The organism is Nocardia sp. bgisy134, assembly GCF_965341865.1.
Taxonomy (GTDB): Bacteria; Actinomycetota; Actinomycetes; order Mycobacteriales; family Mycobacteriaceae; genus Nocardia.
In genome coordinates this window covers 17,424-36,295 of record NZ_CBDQZP010000016.1, presented here as the reverse complement: position 1 = coordinate 36,295, position 18,872 = coordinate 17,424, and the positions used below count along the sequence as shown (strand labels likewise).

General features: G+C 70.7%; 19 protein-coding genes. 4 read left to right on the top strand and 15 right to left on the bottom strand.

From position 1 onward, the window contains the following. Positions 1–29 precede the first annotated feature (29 nt). From hisF to ACRWNM_RS25735, 4 genes are all read right to left on the bottom strand, one after another. Positions 30–803, bottom strand: coding sequence for an imidazole glycerol phosphate synthase subunit HisF (gene hisF / locus ACRWNM_RS25750; RefSeq protein WP_431970671.1), 774 nt, complete (start codon positions 801–803; stop codon positions 30–32). Positions 804–807: 4 nt separating this feature from the next. Beyond that, positions 808–1,635 carry an inositol monophosphatase family protein gene (locus ACRWNM_RS25745; RefSeq protein WP_431970670.1) on the bottom strand — a complete coding sequence of 276 codons (828 nt, stop codon included), beginning with the start codon at positions 1,633–1,635 and terminating at the stop codon, positions 808–810. Positions 1,636–1,646: 11 nt separating this feature from the next. Then, positions 1,647–2,378, bottom strand: coding sequence for a bifunctional 1-(5-phosphoribosyl)-5-((5-phosphoribosylamino)methylideneamino)imidazole-4-carboxamide isomerase/phosphoribosylanthranilate isomerase PriA (gene priA, locus ACRWNM_RS25740; protein WP_431970669.1), 732 nt, complete (start codon positions 2,376–2,378; stop codon positions 1,647–1,649). 63 nt (positions 2,379–2,441) lie between these two features. Next, positions 2,442–2,894, bottom strand: coding sequence for a MarR family winged helix-turn-helix transcriptional regulator (locus tag ACRWNM_RS25735; protein ID WP_431970668.1), 453 nt, complete (start codon positions 2,892–2,894; stop codon positions 2,442–2,444). A gap of 101 nt (positions 2,895–2,995) precedes the next feature. On the opposite strand from ACRWNM_RS25735, the gene ACRWNM_RS25730 reads away from it, so the two are divergent. Continuing rightward, positions 2,996–3,517, top strand: a complete 522-nt coding sequence (locus ACRWNM_RS25730; protein ID WP_431970667.1) for a nuclear transport factor 2 family protein — start codon at positions 2,996–2,998, stop codon at positions 3,515–3,517. Between the two features lie 162 nt (positions 3,518–3,679). Here the strand turns inward: ACRWNM_RS25730 and hisH are convergent, their stop codons facing one another. The 9 genes from hisH to ACRWNM_RS25685 all read right to left on the bottom strand — a co-directional run bounded on the left by hisH (position 3,680) and on the right by ACRWNM_RS25685 (position 13,102). Continuing rightward, the gene (gene hisH / locus ACRWNM_RS25725) at positions 3,680–4,315 is read right to left on the bottom strand and encodes an imidazole glycerol phosphate synthase subunit HisH (RefSeq protein WP_355004130.1); all 636 of its coding nucleotides are present in this window, start codon (positions 4,313–4,315) and stop codon (positions 3,680–3,682) included. Continuing rightward, positions 4,312–4,944, bottom strand: coding sequence for an imidazoleglycerol-phosphate dehydratase HisB (gene hisB, locus ACRWNM_RS25720; RefSeq protein WP_431970666.1), 633 nt, complete (start codon positions 4,942–4,944; stop codon positions 4,312–4,314). Before hisB ends, hisH begins: the two co-directional genes overlap by 4 nt. A 20-nt stretch (positions 4,945–4,964) precedes the next feature. Further along, positions 4,965–6,098: a histidinol-phosphate transaminase gene (locus tag ACRWNM_RS25715; protein ID WP_431970665.1), complete on the bottom strand. Its 1,134-nt coding sequence runs from the start codon at positions 6,096–6,098 to the stop codon at positions 4,965–4,967. Beyond that, a complete protein-coding gene (gene hisD, locus ACRWNM_RS25710) occupies positions 6,095–7,432 on the bottom strand; it encodes a histidinol dehydrogenase (RefSeq protein WP_357410261.1) in 1,338 nt (445 codons plus the stop codon). Before hisD ends, ACRWNM_RS25715 begins: the two co-directional genes overlap by 4 nt. Positions 7,433–7,540: 108 nt before the next feature. Beyond that, a complete protein-coding gene (locus ACRWNM_RS25705) occupies positions 7,541–8,143 on the bottom strand; it encodes a maleylpyruvate isomerase family mycothiol-dependent enzyme (protein ID WP_431970664.1) in 603 nt (200 codons plus the stop codon). 74 nt (positions 8,144–8,217) lie between these two features. After that, the gene (locus ACRWNM_RS25700; RefSeq protein ID WP_431970663.1) at positions 8,218–9,744 is read right to left on the bottom strand and encodes a protein kinase domain-containing protein; all 1,527 of its coding nucleotides are present in this window, start codon (positions 9,742–9,744) and stop codon (positions 8,218–8,220) included. A 235-nt stretch (positions 9,745–9,979) separates the two neighbouring features. Next, entirely contained in the window at positions 9,980–11,725 is a 1,746-nt protein-coding gene (locus tag ACRWNM_RS25695) for a penicillin-binding transpeptidase domain-containing protein (RefSeq protein WP_431970662.1), read from the bottom strand. 60 nt (positions 11,726–11,785) lie between these two features. After that, on the bottom strand, positions 11,786–12,649 hold the full coding sequence (locus ACRWNM_RS25690) for an arylamine N-acetyltransferase family protein (protein WP_431970661.1): 864 nt from the start codon (positions 12,647–12,649) through the stop codon (positions 11,786–11,788). A gap of 72 nt (positions 12,650–12,721) precedes the next feature. Then, complete coding sequence (locus ACRWNM_RS25685) at positions 12,722–13,102, bottom strand: hypothetical protein (RefSeq protein ID WP_431970660.1); 381 nt, start codon at positions 13,100–13,102, stop codon at positions 12,722–12,724. Positions 13,103–13,449: 347 nt separating this feature from the next. Between ACRWNM_RS25685 and ACRWNM_RS25680 the strand changes: the two genes are divergently transcribed. Together ACRWNM_RS25680 and ACRWNM_RS25675 are read left to right on the top strand one after the other, a co-directional pair. After that, positions 13,450–13,944, top strand: a complete 495-nt coding sequence (locus ACRWNM_RS25680) for a tellurite resistance TerB family protein (protein WP_431970659.1) — start codon at positions 13,450–13,452, stop codon at positions 13,942–13,944. A 199-nt stretch (positions 13,945–14,143) separates the two neighbouring features. After that, the gene (locus tag ACRWNM_RS25675; protein ID WP_431970658.1) at positions 14,144–15,322 is read left to right on the top strand and encodes a winged helix DNA-binding domain-containing protein; all 1,179 of its coding nucleotides are present in this window, start codon (positions 14,144–14,146) and stop codon (positions 15,320–15,322) included. 357 nt (positions 15,323–15,679) lie between these two features. On the opposite strand, the gene ACRWNM_RS25670 is transcribed toward ACRWNM_RS25675, so the two are convergent. Further along, entirely contained in the window at positions 15,680–17,314 is a 1,635-nt protein-coding gene (locus tag ACRWNM_RS25670) for a DHA2 family efflux MFS transporter permease subunit (protein WP_431970657.1), read from the bottom strand. A 104-nt stretch (positions 17,315–17,418) separates the two neighbouring features. Here ACRWNM_RS25670 and ACRWNM_RS25665 point away from each other — a divergent pair, with 104 nt between their 5' ends. Further along, positions 17,419–17,868: a MarR family winged helix-turn-helix transcriptional regulator gene (locus ACRWNM_RS25665; RefSeq protein ID WP_431970656.1), complete on the top strand. Its 450-nt coding sequence runs from the start codon at positions 17,419–17,421 to the stop codon at positions 17,866–17,868. A 411-nt stretch (positions 17,869–18,279) separates the two neighbouring features. Here the strand turns inward: ACRWNM_RS25665 and ACRWNM_RS25660 are convergent, their stop codons facing one another. Further along, entirely contained in the window at positions 18,280–18,777 is a 498-nt protein-coding gene (locus ACRWNM_RS25660; protein ID WP_431970655.1) for an aminoacyl-tRNA deacylase, read from the bottom strand. Between the last annotated feature and the right edge of the window lie 95 nt (positions 18,778–18,872).

Genomic DNA, 18,872 nt, shown 5'->3' with positions numbered 1-18,872 from the left:
GCCAGCACCCGATCGGCGTGGCCGCGGAATCAGCGAACGACGATGTTCTCCGCGCGCATGGCATCCTTGACCTGTCCGATGGTGAGGTCGCCGAAGTGGAAGACGCTCGCCGCGAGCACGGCGTCGGCGCCCGCCTGCACCGCGGGGGCGAAGTGCTCGACGGCCCCGGCGCCGCCGCTGGCGATCACGGGAACCGAGACGGCGGCCCGGACCGCGCGGATCATCGGCAGGTCGAAACCGGTCTTGGTGCCGTCGGCGTCCATCGAGTTCAACAGGATCTCGCCGACGCCCAATTCGGCGCCGCGCATCGCCCATTCGATGGCGTCGATGCCGGTGCCCCGCTTGCCGCCGTGCGTGGTGACCTCCCAGCCGGAGGTGGTGTCGGGCTCGCCGTCGGGCACGGTCCTCGCGTCCACCGAGAGCACGATGCACTGCGAACCGAATCGCTCGGACATCTCCCGCAGCACCTCGGGACGGGCGATCGCCGCGGTGTTCACCGAGACCTTGTCCGCGCCCGCGCGCAGCAGCCGGTCCACGTCCTCGACGGTGCGCACGCCGCCGCCGACGGTGAGCGGGATGAAGATCTGCTCGGCGGTGCGGGTCACCACGTCGATCATGGTGCCGCGGTCGCCGGTGGAGGCGGTGACGTCGAGGAACGTCAGTTCGTCGGCGCCCTGGGCGTCGTAGGTCGCGGCCAGCTCGACGGGATCGCCCGCGTCGCGCAGGTTCTCGAAGTTGACGCCCTTGACCACCCGGCCCGCGTCCACGTCGAGACACGGAATCACGCGTACGGCCAACGTCATCGGCTCATCCTTCCTCGGCGGTCGACGGATCGGCGACCGTGCAGATCATCTCGAGCAGTTCTTCGTGCACCCCCGGCGCCGCCGCGAGCACCGACCCGGAGGTGATGGTCCACGGCTCGCCCGCCAGGTCGGTCACCACGCCGCCCGCGGCGCGGACCAGCGCGACGCCCGCCGCGTTGTCCCACGCATGGTGGCCGAACACGATCGCGCCGCCCAGCACCCCGGCGGCGGTGAAGGCCAGGTCGATGCCGGTGGACCCGTGCATCCGCACCCGGGAGGAGAGCCTGCTCAGCGGACCGAGCAGATCGAATCGGAAGCGGCCGGGGATGCGGCCCGCGGAATCGACGTTGAACGCGCCGAATCCGATCATCGAGTCGGCCAGTTTCGCGGGCGGCAGCGGCGCCAGCGGTTTGCCATTGAGCAGCACCGGCCCGCCGCGCACCGCGGCGTAGCGCTGGCCGAGGATCGGCAACCAGGTCAGCCCGAGCACCGGTTCGCCGTCGCGCACCAGCGCGAGCAGCATGCCCGAGAGCGGATGACCCGAGGAGTAGTTGAAGGTGCCGTCGATCGGGTCGAGCACCCACGCCGTGCCCGAGGTGAGCTGCGGACCGCCGAATTCCTCGCCGTGCACCTCGATTCCGGTGCGCGAGGCCAGGCCCTCGGAGATGGTGCGTTCCAGCTCCAAGTCGAGTTCGGTGGCGAAATCGTTGCGGCCCTTGGTGACCGCGCTCGGCGCGCCGAGACCCTCGACGAAACGCGCACTGGAGTCGTCGAGGATCTCGCTCGCGACGGCGAGCAGCTCGGGAAGCTCTGCGATCGGGTTGGCAGCCATCGGTTTCGGTATCAGCGCACCGCGGCCAGCGCCTCGGGGAGGGTGAACCGGCCCGCGTACAGCGCCTTGCCGACGATCGCGCCCTCGACGCCCTCGGGAACCAGCCCGGAGATGGCGACCAGGTCCTCGACGGTGGACACGCCACCGGAGGCGATCACCGGCGCGTCGGTGGCCGCGCACACGTCACGAAGCAGGTCCAGGTTCGGGCCGGTCAGCGTGCCGTCCTTGGTGACGTCGGTGACCACGTAGCGCGAGCAGCCGTCGCGCTCCAGGCGCTCGAGCACCTCCCACAGGTCGCCGCCGTCGCTGACCCAACCGCGGCCGCGCAGCCGGTGTTCGCCGTCGATGATGCGCACGTCGAGGCCGACCGCGATGCGCTCGCCGTGCTTGGCGATGGCGCGGGCGCACCACACCGGGTCCTCCATCGCGGCGGTGCCCAGGTTGACGCGGGCGCAGCCGGTGGCAAGCGCCGCCTCGAGGGAGTCGTCGTCACGGATGCCGCCGGACAGCTCGACCTGCACGTCGAGTTCGCCGATCACCTCGGCGAGCAGTTCACGGTTGGAGCCGCGGCCGAACGCCGCGTCCAGATCGACCAGGTGCACCCACTCGGCGCCCGCCTCCTGCCAAGCCAGTGCGGCGTCGCGAGGCGAGCCGTAGCTGGTCTCACTGCCCGCCTCCCCCTGCACCAGGCGCACGGCCTCTCCATTGGCGACATCGACGGCAGGTAGTAGCACAAGACTCACTCCGAGCAGCATAGTCGCCCGCTCCCCGCGCCCCACCTCCGGCCTGCGGAAACGCGGTGCGGGTCAGGATCGCGAGTGATCATCCAGTATGCGAGCGAGCAGACCGACCAGCTGGCGGCGCTCGGCGGCGGAGAGCGCGGCGAGCAGCTCGTCCTGGGCGGTGTCCAGGCGCACGTCCAGATCGTCGAGATGGCGCGCGCCGGGGCGGGTGAGGGTGACGATGTTGCGGCGGCGATCGCCCGGGTCGGGGCTGCGTTCCACGAAACCGCGGTCGGCCAGGTCGTTGAGGGCCGCGACGATGTCGCTGCGGTCGATGCGGGTGCGGCGGCCGAGATCGGCTTGGCTCGCGGGACCGAACTCGCGCAGCGTCGCGAGCAGGGCGTAGTGGTGCCTGCGCGATCCGGTGTCCTCCAGTGCCCGTTCCGTCGCCCGGTCGGCCACCAGGGCCACCTGGTTGATCAGCCGGGTGGGCAGTGCGCGCAGCCTGCCCGCGGCGCCGTCGTGCGCGATCTCCATGGCACCAATCTAGCAACCCACTTGTTGGCGCGACCCACGTTTGTTATCGTTGGCTTCACCAACGTTGGAGAGACCAACATATAGTTCGAAAGGCCATTGCCATGAAGAAGATCCGCCTCGTCCTCCCGCTCGCCCTGCTGCCGATCGCGGCGCTGGCCGCTTGCTCGTCCACCGCCGCCGCCGACGACGTCGAGCGGCGGGAAATCCGAGAACTGGTGGACCGCAACCAGATCAGCGCGCTGGTCGACCGCCTCGGCCGCACCCTGGACGACGGGACCTTCGAGGACTTCCGGGAGATCTACACCGCCGACGCCAGCGCCACCACGCCCGGCGGCACCGCACAGGGCGTCGCCGCGATGATCGCGCAGGCCGGGCGAAGTCACTCCGCCGACAAGAAGATTCAGCACTTCATCAGCAACGTGATCGTCGACCTGCGCGGCGACGCCGCCGCCGTACGCGCCAACCTGCTGGCCACCTTCGCGCCGGTGGTCGAGGGCACGCTCACCGAGCCGAAATACACGCTCGGCGAGATCTACCAGTTCGACGCTGTGCGGACTGCGGAGGGGTGGAGGCTCTCCCGGGTCCAGAGCACACCGCAGTGGGCGATCGGCACTCGCTTCTAGGCCATTCGACTACCGTCGATCTGGCTCGACCACCGTTCGACTATCGACGGAGAGAAATGGTGGCCGGGAAGTCGACAGGCCGGGGTTTCGCTGAGAATTGCACGCCCAGCGCCGATCGGACCGCATGCCGGAGGGCACGCGGTCCGATCGGCCGGGCGTGGTTCAGAGGGAGTCGATCCAGTTGCGCAGGAGGTGGGCGCCCGCGTCGCCGGACTTCTCCGGGTGGAACTGGGTGGCGGACAGGGCGCCGTTCTCGACCGCGGCGAGGAACGGGACGCCGTGCTCGGCCCAGGTGAGCTTCGGGGAGGCGAAGTGCTCGCTCGGGGGGAGATCCCAGGTCTGTGCGGCGTAGGAGTGGACGAAGTAGAACCGGGTGTCTGCGTCCATGCCCTTGAACAGCACGCTGTCGGACGGGGCCGACACGGTGTTCCAGCCCATGTGCGGCAGCACCGGCGCGGACAACCGCTCCACCACGCCGGGCCATTCGGCGCACCCGTCGGTCTCCACGCCGAACTCGACGCCGCGCTCGAACAGGATCTGCATGCCGACGCAGATGCCGAGCACCGGACGACCACCCGCCAGGCGCTGGCCGATGATGCGCTCGCCACGCACTTCGCGCAGTCCCGCCATGCAGGCCGCGAACGCCCCGACACCGGGCACCACGAGACCGTCTGCGGCCAGCGCGATCTGCGGGTCGGCGGTCACCTCGACGCGCGCCCCCGCCCGGACCAGCGCCCGCTCGGCGGAGTGCAGGTTGCCGGAGCCGTAGTCGAGCAGGGCGACGGATTTCGTTGTCACAGCGTTCCCTTCGTCGACGGCACGCCGCTCACCCGGGGGTCGAGTTCGACGGCGGCCCGCAGCGCCCGCGCCACGGCCTTGAACTCGGCCTCGGTGATGTGGTGCTGATCGCGGCCGTAGAGCACCCGCACATGCAGCGCAATGCGGGCGTTGAGCGCGATCGACTCGAAGACATGCCGGTTGAGCACGGTCGAATACGGCGCGCCCGGTTCCGAGCGGCCGCGCACGGGACTGCCCGGAATCACCGCGTGCAGCAGGTGTTCCGGTTCGCCGGTGTGCACGCAGTACGGCCGCCCCGACACGTCGACCGCCGCGTGCGCGAGGGTCTCGTCCATCGGGATGAAGGCGTCGCCGAAGCGCCGGATGCCGGACTTGTCGCCCAGCGCCTTGCCGAGCGCCTGCCCGAACACGATGGCGGTGTCCTCCACCGTGTGGTGCGCCTCGATCTCGATATCGCCCTCGGCGCGCACGGTCAGGTCGAAGCTGGCGTGCGCGCCCAGCGCGGTGAGCATGTGGTCGTAGAACGGGACGCCGGTGGAGATCTCGGTCTTGCCGGTGCCGTCCAGATCCAGTTCGACGACGATGCTGGATTCCTTGGTGATGCGCTCGACCCGCGCGGTCCTGTTCATCGGTGCTTCCTCCACGGGGTTCATCGGGGCGTGAGCTCGGTGCCGACCAATTCCCTGCTGACGCGCAGGAACTCGTCGTTCTCGGCGGCCAAGCCGATGGTCGCGCGCAGATAGCCGGGAATGCCGACGTCGCGGATGAGCACGCCGCGGTCCAGGTACCGCTGCCAGGCGTGCGCGGCGTCGGCGAACCGGCCGAACAGCACGAAGTTGGCGTCGCTCGGCACCACGTCGAAGCCCATCTCGCGCAACGCGGACGCGACCCGGTCGCGCTGGGCCGCCAATTCCGCGACGCTGCCGAGGGTTTCGTCCGCGTGCCGCAGGGCCGCGCGCGCGGCGGCCTGGGTGACCACCGACAGGTGGTAGGGCAGCCGCACCAGCAACATGGCGTCGATCACCGCGGGCGCGGCGACCAGGTAGCCGAGGCGGCCACCGGCGAAGGCGAACGCCTTGCTCATGGTGCGGCTCACCACCAGCTTGGCCGGGAACCGGTCGATCAGCGCGATCGCGCTCGGCGCCGCGGAGAATTCGCCGTACGCCTCGTCGACCACCACGATGCCGGGCGCCGCGTCGAGGATCCGGACCAGGTCGTCCTGCGGGATGCTGTGTCCGGTGGGGTTGTTCGGGCTGGTCACGAAGACCACGTCCGGCTTGCGTTCGGCGATCGCCGCCAGCGCGTAGTCGATGTCGAGCGAGAAATCGGCATTGCGCTCGGCCTCGACCCACTCGGTGTCGATGCCCTCGGAGATGATCGGGTGCATCGAGTAGGAGGGCACGAAACCCAGTGCGCTGCGGCCGGGTCCGCCGAAGGCCTGTAACAGCTGCTGCAGGATCTCGTTGGAACCGTTGGCGGCCCAGACGTTCGCGGTGTCGACCGCGAACCCGGTCTGGCGGCTGAGGTAGGCCGCCAGGTCGGTGCGCAACGCCACCGCGTCACGGTCCGGGTAGCGGTGCAGGTCGGCGGCGGCGGCGCGAATGGACTCGGCGACGTCGTCGACGAGCGCGCGGCTCGGCGGATGCGGGTTCTCGTTGGTGTTCAGCTGCACCGGAACGTTCAATTGCGGTGCGCCGTAAGGCTTCTTGCCGCGCAGATTCTCGCGCAGCGGCAGGTCGTCCAGCCCGATGGACGACCCGGGCGCGGTGAGCTGACCGGTCATGACAGCGTCTCGAATCGCACCGTGACGGCCTGGCCGTGCGCGGGCAGATCCTCGGCGTTGGCGAGCGCGACCACGTGCCCGGCCACATCCTTCAGCGCCGCCTCGGTGTACTCGACGACGTGGATGCCGCGCAGGAAGGTCTGCACGCTCAGACCGGAGGAGTGGCGCGCGCAGCCCGCGGTGGGCAGCACGTGATTCGAGCCCGCGCAGTAGTCGCCGAGGCTGACCGGCGCGTACGGCCCGACGAACACCGCGCCCGCGCTGCGCACCCGGCCCGCGACCGCGGCCGCGTCGGCGGTCTGGATCTCCAGGTGCTCGGCCGCGTAGGCGTTCACCACGCGCAGGCCCTGCTCGATGTCGTCGACGAGGACGGTGCCGGACTGCTTGCCGGTCAACGCCTCTCGCACCCGGTGCGCGTGCTTGACCACGGTCATCTGGGCGCTCAGCGCGGCGTCCACCGCGTCGGCCAGCTCGGCGCTGTCGGTGACGAGCACGCTGGCCGCGAGCACGTCGTGCTCGGCCTGGCTGATCAGGTCGGCCGCCACGTGCGCCGGATCGGCGGTGGCGTCGGCCAGGATGGCGATCTCGGTGGGACCGGCCTCGGCGTCGATGCCGACCAGGCCGCGGCACAGCCGCTTGGCGGCGGTCACGTAGATGTTGCCGGGACCGGTGATCAGGTCCACCGGCTCGAGCTCCGCGCCGTCGGTGTCGACGCCGCCATAGGTGAGCAGCGCGACAGCCTGCGCGCCGCCGACCGCCCACACCTCCTCGACGCCGAGCAGCTGCGCGGCCGCCAGGATGGTCGGGTGCGGCAGCCCGCCGAACTGGGCCTGCGGCGGCGAGGCCACCACCAGCGAACCGACGCCCGCGGTCTGGGCGGGCACCACGTTCATCACCACGCTGGACGGGTAGACGGCGTTGCCGCCGGGCACGTACAACCCGACCCGCTCCACGGGCACCCAGCGTTCGGTGACGGTGCCGCCGGGCACCACCTGGGTCGTGGTGTCGGTGCGGCGCTGATCGGCGTGCACCGCGCGGGCCCGCGCGATCGACTCCTCCAGCGCGGCGCGCACCGCGGGATCCAGCTCGTCGAGCGCCTTCACCAGTTCGGCGGCGGGGACGCGCACGGTCGCGGGAATCACACCGTCGAACCGCTCGCCGAACTCGAGCGCCGCCGAGACACCATGTTCCCGGACCGCCTCCACCACCGGCCGCACCTGATGCAGCACCGAGTCCACGTCGACTCCCCCGCGCGGCAGCGCGGAGCGCAGCTCGGCAGCGGAAGGAGTACGACCGCGCAAATCGACGCGGGCGAGCTCGATGCGGGATGTCATGTCGGTGTCGATCCTTGTCTCCAGCTGGTCACAACAGGAAAGTTGCCGCTACCAGCCTAGTGGACGCCGCCGGACGTCTTCTTCCCGCACACGCGGACGGTCCAGTGATCACCCGCAGCGGCGGCGCAGCTCGGCGACTCCCTCGCCTTCGAGTTCGTCGAGCACCTGCGTGCGTCCGACGACGGCGAGCGCCAGCGCCTCGGCGCGACCGCGCACCTCGGGCCCGCTGCCACTGGCCCAGTCCAGGTCCGTGGCCACGAGCCGCAGTCCGTTGCTGCGGTGTCCCGGACGGACGAACGGGTCGGGGTGTTCGAGCGCGCGGCGCAACCGGTCGGCCGGGATCGTGCGGGGGCGGCCGAGCGGGCGGCGAATGTCCTGCTGGTGCACGAACAGGTCGGCCAGCACCAGGGCGGGGCCGAATCGCGACAACGTCCCGGCGGCGTTCTCGAACATGTCGATCAGCTGGGCGGTGGACAGCGCCCGCGCCTTGTCGACCAGTCGGCCGTTCACCCGATCGATGGAGAACCCGCACCGGACGACGACGCCACCGTAGGTCAGCGGGGCGATCGTGTCGTACAGCAGATGCCCGACCACATCACGGACCGACCACCCCGCGCACAGCGACGGCGTCTCCCAGTCCTCCGCGCGCAGGTCGCGCAGCAACTCGACGAGCTCGGCGCGTTCCGCGGCCAGCATCCCCCTGATCTCCATGACGAAAGACTAACGGCGGCACTGCCGCCGTGGCCATTGCGACTCCTCGCGGCGACTCCGACGCCGCCCGCGGCTCAGCGGGTTTCGCTGTCGATCAGCAGGCGACCGCCGCCGTCGACGACCCGCAGCACCAGCCCCTTGGACTCGCCCTCCACCGTGAGATTGGCCAGCCGCATGTCCACCGAGCCGTCGGGATTGTTGGAGCCGGAGGCGGCGTTGATGCCGGAGAACGTGTCGACGATGCGCGAACCCCAGTACTCGCGGAACGCCTGTTCCCCGCCGTAGGCCTTCTGCGCCGCCGGGGTGAGCAGCGACCAGGACCCGCCCGGGTTGTTGTAGAAGTTCACGATCAGCTGACCGGCCGGTCCCCATTCGACGGTGCCCGCGCTCGGCGTGCGGCCCAGCGCCGGGGCCGTCGTGGTGGCGCCGCCGGTGGCCGTGGCGCTCGCCGATGGCGGAGTCGCCTGCGCCGAGGGCGAGTTCGACTCCGACTGGTTCAGGCTGCCGATCAGCAGCGCGGCCACGGCGACCACCGCGCCGACGACACCGCCGATGAGCACCGCGCGCCGCTTGCCGCCCGAGGAGGACGCCGGACGCGGCTGGGCCGCGGTCCTGGGGTGCGCGGCCGTGTTCGGGTGCGCGGCGGCGTGCTGCGGCGGCGGCAGCGGGCGGACGTGCCGTTCGGTCGGCTGGTACGTGGGCTGGGGCACCGGGGTGCGCAGCGCCCGCGTCGCCGCATCCGAAGCGGACTGGCGCGCGAAAGCCTCACTGGCCGGGACGAATCCGGCGGGCACCGCGGCGGAGTCGGCGAAGGCGGCCAGCGTGTCGCGCGCGACGCGCATGCTCGGCCGTTCCTGGGGGTCCGGATTCAGCAGCGCGAGCAGGAAGTCGGTGGCCTGCCCCGCGTTTCGCGGCTCGCTGACCTGACCGTTGGCCGCGGCGTAGAGCACCGCGAGCGGATTCGCGCTCGCGCCGTAGGGCGGTTCGCCCTCCAGCGCGTGAAACAGCGTGGCGCCGAGGGAGAACACGTCGGCGGCCGGGGTCGGGTCGGAGCCGCGGGCCACCTCGGGAGCGAGGTAGGCGGCGGTACCGCAGATCAAGCCGGTCTCGGTGAGCGTGACGTCGCCTGCGGCGCGGGAGATGCCGAAATCGGTGATTTTGACCGTGCCGTGGTCGTCGAGCAATATGTTGCCCGGCTTCACGTCGCGGTGCACGATGCTCGCCTGATGCGCGGCGATCAGCGCCGAGGCGACCTGCTCGCCGATGCGTGCGACCTGAGTCAGCGGCAGCGTGCCCTGCGCGGAGAGCACCGCGGCCAGACTGCGCGACTTCAGGTACTCCATCACCAGGCACGGGTCGCCCTCGTGTTCGGTGATGTCGAACACCACGATCGCGTTCGGGTGCTGGAACCGCGCGGCGTTGCGGGCCTCGCGGATCGCGCGCTGGCGCGTGACTTCGCGTTCGGCCTCCGGCAGGCTCGCTTTAATGTGGATCTGCTTGATCGCCACGGAACGCCGGAGTCGCTCGTCGGTGGCACGCCAGACGACACCTGTGCCGCCGCTACCAATCCGCTCGACCAGGCGGTAATGCTCCGCGATCAACTGACCGGTATCGATGGCGCCTACTCCGAACCTTCTCGAAATCGTGACATCCCGCATATTGACCGCTGACGCGGCCCGCCGACGAGTGTAGCGGGCGTGCGGAGCGCGGTCCGCGCCAGCCGGGATATATCCGCCGCCCAAATCGCCGGAACCGGTCGATAGTACGGGCGCAGGCAGTTTCGCGCACGCCGGAGCGACGGCGGAGCGGCGCGTATGGTGCGAGAACGCCGAAAGATCACCGCGCGCGCAACATCCGTCCCGCGGCGTTCACCGCGGGGGCCGAGCTGCCCGCGTCGCTGACGAACACCGCGAACGCCAGGTCACCGTCGATGCTGACGAACCAGCCGTGCGCGTGGGTGTCGTCGATGTACTCCGCGGTGCCGGTCTTGCCGAGCAGCCCGGGGATGTCACGCAGCTGGGTGGCGGTGCCGCCGGTGACGGTCTCGCGCATCATGGCTTTCAGCTGGTCGTCGACGGTGCCGGGCAGCGGCTCCGGCTGCCGGTCGGCCGTCCCCGGCCTGCCCTGCACCAGGGTCGGCGCGGGCGCCGACCCGTGCGCGATGGAGGCGGCCACCAGCGCCATCCCGAACGGCGAGGCCGTCACCTGCCCTTGACCGATGCTGGACTCGACGCGCTCGGCCGCGGTGTCGGCAGCGGGCACCTGGCCGGTGACCGTGGTCAGGCCGGGTGTGACGTAGTCGATGCCGAGGCCGAGTTGCGCGGCCGCGTTCGTCAGCCCGTCCGGCGGTAGCTTCACGCCCAGCATGCCCATGGTGGTGTTGCAAGAGCGGGCGAAGGCGGTGTGCAGCGGGACCCGGCCGAGGTCGAACTTGTCGTCGTTGGGAATCCGGCGGCCCTCGATGTCCGCGGTGCCTGGGCACGGGAGCACGCTGTCCGGCGTCGCGTCGCCCGCCTGCAGCGCGGCCGAGACGGTCACCGTCTTGAAGGTCGAACCCGGCGGGTAGAGGCCGGTCAGCGCGATCGGTCCCTGCGCGTCGGCGGCGGCGTTCTGTGCCATGGCCAGCACATTGCCGGTGGACGGTTGCAGCGCGACGATCGCGGCGGGCTGCCCGATCGGAGCCAGGGCGTCCTCTGCGGCGCGCTGTAATCCGACGTCGAGCGTGGTGGCGATGTCGGTGGTCTGGCGCGGGTCCTGTCCCGCGATGCGTTCGGTGCCGTTGGGCGTCTTTGCCCGCACGGCCCAGCCCGCCGCCGCGTCCGCGTTCTGCTGCCACAGTTCGGTGAGGCCGGACAGGGTGGGCGAGGACAGGGCCTTGTCGGTGGTCAGCAGCCGGGTCTGCGGGGCGAGGGTGACGCCGGGCACCGCGGCCAGCGCGTCGTTGATCGGGGCGATGTCGGCGGCGCGCAGCGTGATCGCGGTGATCGGTTTGCCCTGCGCGGCGGCCAGTTCCGCCCGCAGGGACTGCGCGGTGATGCCCGGCGCGAGCGGGCCGACCAGGGCTGCGACGGCCGCCGTGTCCGCGCCGGGCGCGAGGTTCACCAGGGTGACGATCTGCTCGGTCATCAGGTTGCCGCCCGCCCCGTCGAGGACCCGGGCGGGTTCGGCGTAGGCGGGTCCGTAGGTCAGCGGGCCCGCGGCGAGGCCGGGTGCCACGGTGGCCGGATCCCAGCGGATCTTCCAGTCGCCGTTCTCGGTCGCCTCACCGACGGTGGTGTAACTCCACTCGTCCTTGCCGCCTTTGCCCAGCCGCCAGGTGGCGGCCAAGGTGAAACGGTTCTCGTCGGTCGAGCGCACCTCGAAAACGACGTCCTTGCCGAGGCCGTCGTAGAGCTGGTTCAGCGTGTCGGCCGCCTTGCCGGGATCGTCGGTCAGCGCGGCGGCCGCGGCGACGTCGTCGCTGTTCAGCGCATCGGCGAACTGCCCGGCCACGGTGTCCGGCTGCTCAGGCCCGGAACTGCACCCGGCCAGGACGAGCACGGGTGCCGCGGACAGGAACAGGAGCCTCCGGTGGATGCGCACCCCGCCGACGGTACCGAAATCGTCCGTCGGCGCGGCGTATCCGCGGAGCCGGTGTCGCGGTCAGCGGTCGAGCCAGGGCGCGGCGCTCACCGCGATGACGTCGGCCGGGTCGAGCTCGATGTCGAAGACCTTCGACAGGATCTTGGGCAGTTCGCTCGGCTCCAGTTCACGGGTCTCGCTCGATCCGTCGGGACGTTCGGTGATCAGGGTCAGGCCGTCGAGCACGTGGTGCACGTCGGGCAGGAAGCGCTGGACGAACGGGCGCGTGGTGAACGGCGAGCGCGGCGAGGTGGAGACGAAGTGGTTGCCCACCTCGAAATCGATGCGGTACTGCGGTTCGGTCGTGAAGGTGTAGCGGTCGATCCAGCCGTCGCGCCCGAACTGGTGCAGCACCCACACGTCGGCGTCCAGCTCGCCCGTCGTGCGTTCCAGCCGGAATCGCCACTGCCCCAAGGAGAACTCCGCCTCCCGCTCGACCAGTTCGTAGGGCTCGAGCGGACCGGAGCCGAATCCGACGTCGCAGATCCAGACGCGCTCGTCGTCCGCGGTCGTCACCCGCAGCAGGGCGTGCGTCGAGGGACGCAACCCGCCGGACCCCATGGTCACCCGGCCGCTGAGTCCGGTCACGCCGAAACCGAGTCGTTCCAGCGCGGCGGCGAAGAGCCCGACGTTCTCATAGCAGTAGCCGCCGCGGCGCCCGCGCACCAGCTTGTCCTGCAGGGTGGCCAGGTCCAGCGGGATCGGGCGGCCGAGCACCGGCTCCAGGTTCTCGAACGGAATGGAGGTGGTGTGCAGGCGAACGAGCTCGCGCAGTGTCGCGAGGGTGGGGGCGCGTTCACCGTCGAAGCCGATCCGCGCCAGGTAGGCGTCCAGATCCAGGTCCGCTCCGTTCCAGTGGTACGCCGGCTCCGCTGGCTTGCTCATCTCACGCCTCTCTTGTCGATGTCGTTCCGAACAACTGGATCGAGGCGGGAACTGTTCCGGCAGGCCGCGATCTCAGGCGGCGCAGGTGGCGTTCGCGGGCGCGGGCGGCGCGGTCACGATGCCGCGCGCCACGTCGACGACATAGTCGCGGTCCGGCCCCTCCACCGGTTCCGCGCGATACCACTGGGTCGCGGCCACCAGGTCGCGCCAGCCCGCCCACAGGTTCCATTCCCCGGTGCGCCACACACTGGTGGCGCTGCGCAAGTTCATGGACAGGAAGGGCGCGCCGGTGCGGCAGGCGATGGCGGTGAGGTAGTCGGCGTGGTCGGCCGAGGAGCCGTCGTGGCCGTGCATCGCGACGACCAGGTCGCGTGGCGGCAGATCGCCGGGCACGCAGCGATACGGCTCTTGGACCCGGCCGGTGGCCTCCTCACCGTCCACTGGCAGCGCCACTGCGCGCACATCGATTCCGCCCCGGCAGCCGGGTTCGGCCGAAACCGACGGCGGCGCAAGGACCGTCGCGCCCCACAGCAGGCAGCACACCGCAAGCACTCCGTATCCGCGCCTCGTCTTCGGAATGATGCCACGCCGCTGGGCGCGACACCGCTGTGCGTCAGGTCGTGACCGGCGGCCTGCGCGATGCCCACACCCGGCGCAGGACCCGCGAACGACCGGCGACCGAACAACTTTCGGAAGGGCGTCCTCCCGCCGCGGGGTCTGCTACGGTGCCGATCGTTCCAGTCGGAGTTCGGCGCCGCGCGGGTCCGCGGCGGCCGGGCCCTCTTTCCGGGAGTTCGTCCATGTCCTTCATCAACAAGCTGATCTCCAACGCGCACACCGTCAGTCGGCTGATGGACGTGGTGGACAAGGCCCCGCAGTGGCGAAAGCAGCTGCTGGCCAAGAAGAACGAACTGCGCGGCGGCTCCTTCCGCGACGCGGCGATGGGCATGTGTGCTCTGGTCGCCGCCGCCGACGGGACCATCGATCCGGACGAGCGGATGCGGGTCGCGGGGCTCATCTGCGCCGATCCGGTGTTGAACAACTTCCCCGCCGACGAGCTGCGCGCGCTCTTCGACGACAACTGCCATCGACTCACCGCCGATCCGGCCTTCGGCCGCGCCCACGTCATGCAACAGATCGGCAAGGCGGCGGGCAAGCAGACCGAGGCCGAGGCCGTGGTGCAGATCGGCATCATGATCGGCAATGCCGACGGGTCCTTCGACCAGGCCGAGATCGCGGCGGTGCGGGAGGCCTGCCAGGCGCTGCGAGTGGATCCGAGCCGGTTCGGGCTCTGAGGCTCTGTCCTCGCGATTCGGCCGCGCGACGGTCGCAGCGGCCTGTGCGCTGTCGGAATCGGCGCTGCGCCGCGCGACGCCGACACCGGCCGAGCCCGCTCTATCGGTTGGCGCCGCGGCGCCGGGTGAGGCCGTGACGGCATCGGCCACCATGTCGTCGCGACGGTCGGATGTCGGAGCCGGTGGCTAGTATTCGCCTATGCGTTCGATAGATGCCGCCGAGCGGCGCGCGCGACTGGGGGTGCGGCACCGGCTGGCGGACACGCACCGCACCGACGACGTCACGAGTATCGCCAGGTCGCTGGTGGTCTTGCACGCCACCGACCCGGCGACGGTGTTCCTCTCCCTCGGCGCGCGCAGCCACCGGGCGACGCCCGCGGACGTGGAGCGGGAACTGTACGAGCACCGGACGCTGCTGCGCATGCTGGCGATGCGCCGGACGATGTTCGTCGCGCCCGTCGAACTGGTTCCGGTGCTCCAGGCCTCCTGCGCGAACGCGTTGGCGGACAAGCAGCGCCGCACCTACGGACGCTTCCTCGAACAGGCCGGATTCGGGGACGGGAAGGTCGCGGACTGGTGGGCCGAGGTCGAAGAGGAGACCCATCGCGCGCTGCTGGCCCGTGGCGCCGCCACCGGCGCGCAGCTCGGCAAGGACGTGCCGCGGCTGCGCACCCAGGTGAATCCCGCACCGGACAAGGCGTATTCGAAGCCGACCAACATCACCACCTGGGTGCTGGTCACCCTGGGCTGCGAAGGCCGCATCGTGCGCGGCCGACCCAACGGCAGCTGGGCCAGTAGCCAGTACCTGTGGTCGCCGGTGGAGTCCTGGCTGCCCGACGGCGTGGCGGAGCTGCCCGCCGACGAGGCGCGCGCCGAACTGGTGCGCCAGTGGCTGGCCGCCTTCGGTCCGGCCCCGCTCACCGACCTCAAATGGTGGACCGGCTGGACCCTCGCCGAGGTCCGCAAGGCGCTGGCTCGTCTAGACATCGCCGAGGTCGACTTGGACGGCTCCCCCGGCCTCGTCCTCGCCGACGACCTCGAACCCGTTGCGGCGCCCGAGGATTGGGCCGCCTTCCTGCCCGCCCTTGACCCGACGCCGATGGGCTGGCAGTCCCGCGACTGGTACCTCGGCCCGCACGCCCCTGCCCTGTTCGACCGCAACGGCAATATCGGCCCCACCATCTGGTGGAACGGCCGCATCGTCGGCGGCTGGGCTCAGCGCAAAGACGGCGAGATCGTCTGGCGACTCCTGGAAGACATCGGCGCCGAAGCCGAAGCCCGCATCGAAGCCGAAGCCGCCCGCACGACCACCTGGTTCGGCGACATCCGCACCATCCCCCGCTTCCGCACCCCCCTGGAACGCGAACTCACCGCCTGACCACCACATCCCGAAACAACCCCACCCGGGGCAACACACACCTTCCACACGCCTCGAACAGGCCGCTGCCACACACCCCGCCTACGCCTCACAAAGGCGTCGCGCAGCGCAGGCAAAGTGTGTGGCAGCTCAGCCAGGGCGGTGGGCTCCGTCGTCGACTCAGCGGGTTTCAGGCAGCTCAGCCAAACGGTGCGGCAGGGTTTCATTGACGCTCAGCGAGTCTCCGACCGGTCGAGCCCAACCCCGCTGGAACAGCCCATGCCACACACCGTGCCTACACCTCACAGAGGCGACGAGCCTGTGCTGCGGATGGAAAATGTGTGGCAGCTCAGCCAGGGCGGTGGGCAGCCGAACTCGCTAGCGTCGGTCAGCGGGTACTTCGGCCTGTCCACTGCTGCCCCGGACTCGTTCGTCTACCGCGACGCGCGGGGCGAGACCCGCGGAGCGTCGCTGGATGGACGCGGTGGTGGCCAGGGCCAGTATCAGTAGTCCCGCGCAGACGTAAGCCGCGGCCGCGAGGCCGGAGGTCATGGCCGCGCGGGCGGCCTCGGCGACCGAGGCGGTGGTGGGGTCGCCCGCGAGCGCCGGGATCGCCGATCCGGCGCTGGCCGTGACGGCGGCGGTCAGCTCGTCGGCGCCGGGTGTGCCCGCGAGCCGGTCGCGCAGTTCGGCGCCGAGCACGCTGAAGAAGAGCGTGGTGAGCAGTGCTATGCCGAGGGCGGAGCCGAGTTCCCTTGCCGCGCTCTGGATCCCCGAGCCTTGTCCGGCGTGTTCGGCGGGCACGTCGGCGAGCACCACGTTCGTCACCTGCGCGGTGGCGAAGCCGACGCCGACGCCGTAGACGAACAGGGCGAGCACGATGGCCCACCAGGGCGTGTCCGCCGCCGCGACGAGCGCGAGCAGCGCCAGCCCCGCCGCCTCCAGCAGCAGGCCGATCCGCACCTGCGCCATCGCCGACGCGGTCATCGAGAAACTCGCCCCGCTGGCGCAGAAACTGCCGACCGCCAGCGCGGCCAGGGCCAGCCCGGTCTGGAAAGCGGTGTAGCCGAGGGTGAATTGCAGCCACAGCGGCAGCACCGCGATGATCCCGAACTCGCCGACGCCGACGACGATCGTGACGACATTGCTGTTGCGGAACGAGGGAACGGCGAACAAGCGCACGTCCAGCAGAGGATCGCCGCCCGTCCGCACCAAGCGCCGCTGCCTGCGCCAGCACAGCGCCAGCGCGCCGATCGCGCCGAGCAGGGCGACGAGCACCGGCGACGGCCCGCCACGCCAGGACACCTCACCGATCACCAGCGGCTCGATCGTGCGCACCCACCCGTAGTGGCGCCCCTCGATCAACGCGAACGACAGCAACCCGAGCCCGAGCACCGACAGCGCCGCGCCACGCAGGTCGACGCCCCCGCGGACGCGCGGCGAGGCGGGCAGGAAGCGCAGCACCGCCGCGACGATCACCAGCACCAGCGGGATGTTGATCCCGAAGGCCCACCGCCAGGAGAAGTCCGCCAGCCAGCCGCCCAGCAGCGGGCCGACCGCGGCCGCCGCGCCGATGGTCGAACCCCAGATCGCGAACGCCTTGGCGCGTGCCTCCCCCGCGAAGCCCCAGTTCACCAACGCCAGCGAGGTCGGCAGGATCATGGCGCCGCCGACGCCCTGCAGGAAGCGGGCCGCGATGAGCGCGACCCCGGTCGGCGAGGCGGCGGCCAGCAGGCTGGTCACCCCGAAGATCGCCAGCCCGATGACGAAAAGCCTTCGCGCACCGTACAGATCGGCGAGACGCCCGGTGAGCAGCAGCAGCGCCGCGAACACGATGGCGTAGGACTCCTGGATCCACTGCGCCTCGATCGAGGTGATGCCGAGGTCGTCGATGATCGGCGCGATGATCACGTTGACGATGGTCAGGTCGACGACGATCAGGGCGACACCCAAGGCGACGGCGATCAGCCCCAGCCAGCGCCGGGCGGAAGGTGTCTCGGTTTCGGTCGGCAATTTACCTCCATCATCAAGTTACTTTATGATGAAGCTATTCCGCCGCGGGGTAAGTTGTCAATCCGTGCGGGCACGGGCAAGTGCCCATCGAGAAAGGAGTGCCGGTGCCGAACGACCCTGCGGCGCAACGCGAACGGCTCGCCGACGGCCTGCTGTCCTACGGCGCGAGCTTCGCCGAGCTCGGCCGCCGCTTCGCCGCGGACCTCGGCGTGCACTCCACCGACGCGTTCGCCCTGCTGGAGATCACCTCCGCCGAGGTGCTCGGCACGCCGATCTCGCCCGCCCAGCTGAGCAAGCGCATCGCGTTGACCTCGGGCGCGATGAGTTCGCTGCTCAACCGGCTGGAAGACGCGGGCTACCTCACCCGCACACGCGAGCACACCGACCGGCGCGTGGTGACGCTGCGCACCAGCGCACAGGTCAAGGAACGGGCCGACGAGTTCTTCCGCCCGTGCAACGAACGCCAGGACGCGATCCTGGCCGAGTACCCGCCCGAGATCCTGGAGCAGTTCGAGACGCTGCTGCGCCGATTGACGGCGAGCTTGGAAGGCTGACGCGCACCGGCCGGGTCGGCGCGAAGCTGCGCCGCCTGCCGACCGCGGGCGAGTTCACCGACCCGCGCCGGCCCTCGCACCTGCACATCGGACGTGGCCGAGGAGGGCAGGGGCACCGGCGCGGCGGACGCGCTGATGGCTCGATTCCTCGAGCACGCCGCGGCCGCTGGCTCCCCCGGCTGCCACCGGCAGGCCCCCGGTCGAGAACACCCGCGCCGTACGGTTTTTCGAGCGGAGGGGCTTCGCCACACACGGCAAGGAACCGCTGGTGCCCGGTCTGCGCTATCGGGGCGCGCGCGTGCATCAGCGAACCATGGTGCGCACCCTCTGATCAGGGCGCGTGTCTTCCGCTCCGGGGCGAAGGCGCCGCGCTCACGACATCGATCCGTGGTGCGGCCGCTCGACCCGGTGTCACACCGCGGGTTCCTCGGTGCTGCTCTTCCCGCTCTTCGAGAAGTGCGCCTTCTCCGCTCGCTCCATCAACCGCATGAACTGATCCGTGCGCAGGTGGACCAGCGCCTCGTGATCGCCCGCCTCGAAATAGACGTCGGGCACCGTGGTGAGGCTTTCGTCCATCAGCGTCCGCACCCCGTACGCGGTGCAGACGGCCGGGATCGCACCGACCTCGCAGTCCTTGAAGACCTCGCGGAGCTCGGACTCCTTGGCCAGCACCAGATGGCGTCCGGTTTGCGACCAGAGCTTCGACAGCCGCAGGTGATGGGTGGATGGCAGCACCGCGCCGACGTAGCCCTGCTCGTCTTCGAGCACGATCGTCTTGGCGAGACGATCACCGGGGATGTTGGCCACCGACGCGGTGTGTGCGCTGGTGTAACTGTGCGGATGACGCACGACTTCGTATTCGACGCCTGCTTCGCGCAGGCATGCTTCCACCGTCGATGACATGGACATTGCGGACCTCCACTCGTTAGCCGGCGCGCCACCGTGTCCCGGTGACAATGGGCAGTCGGATGCACAGCGTCAAGCCGTCCTACGAAACAGTCTGC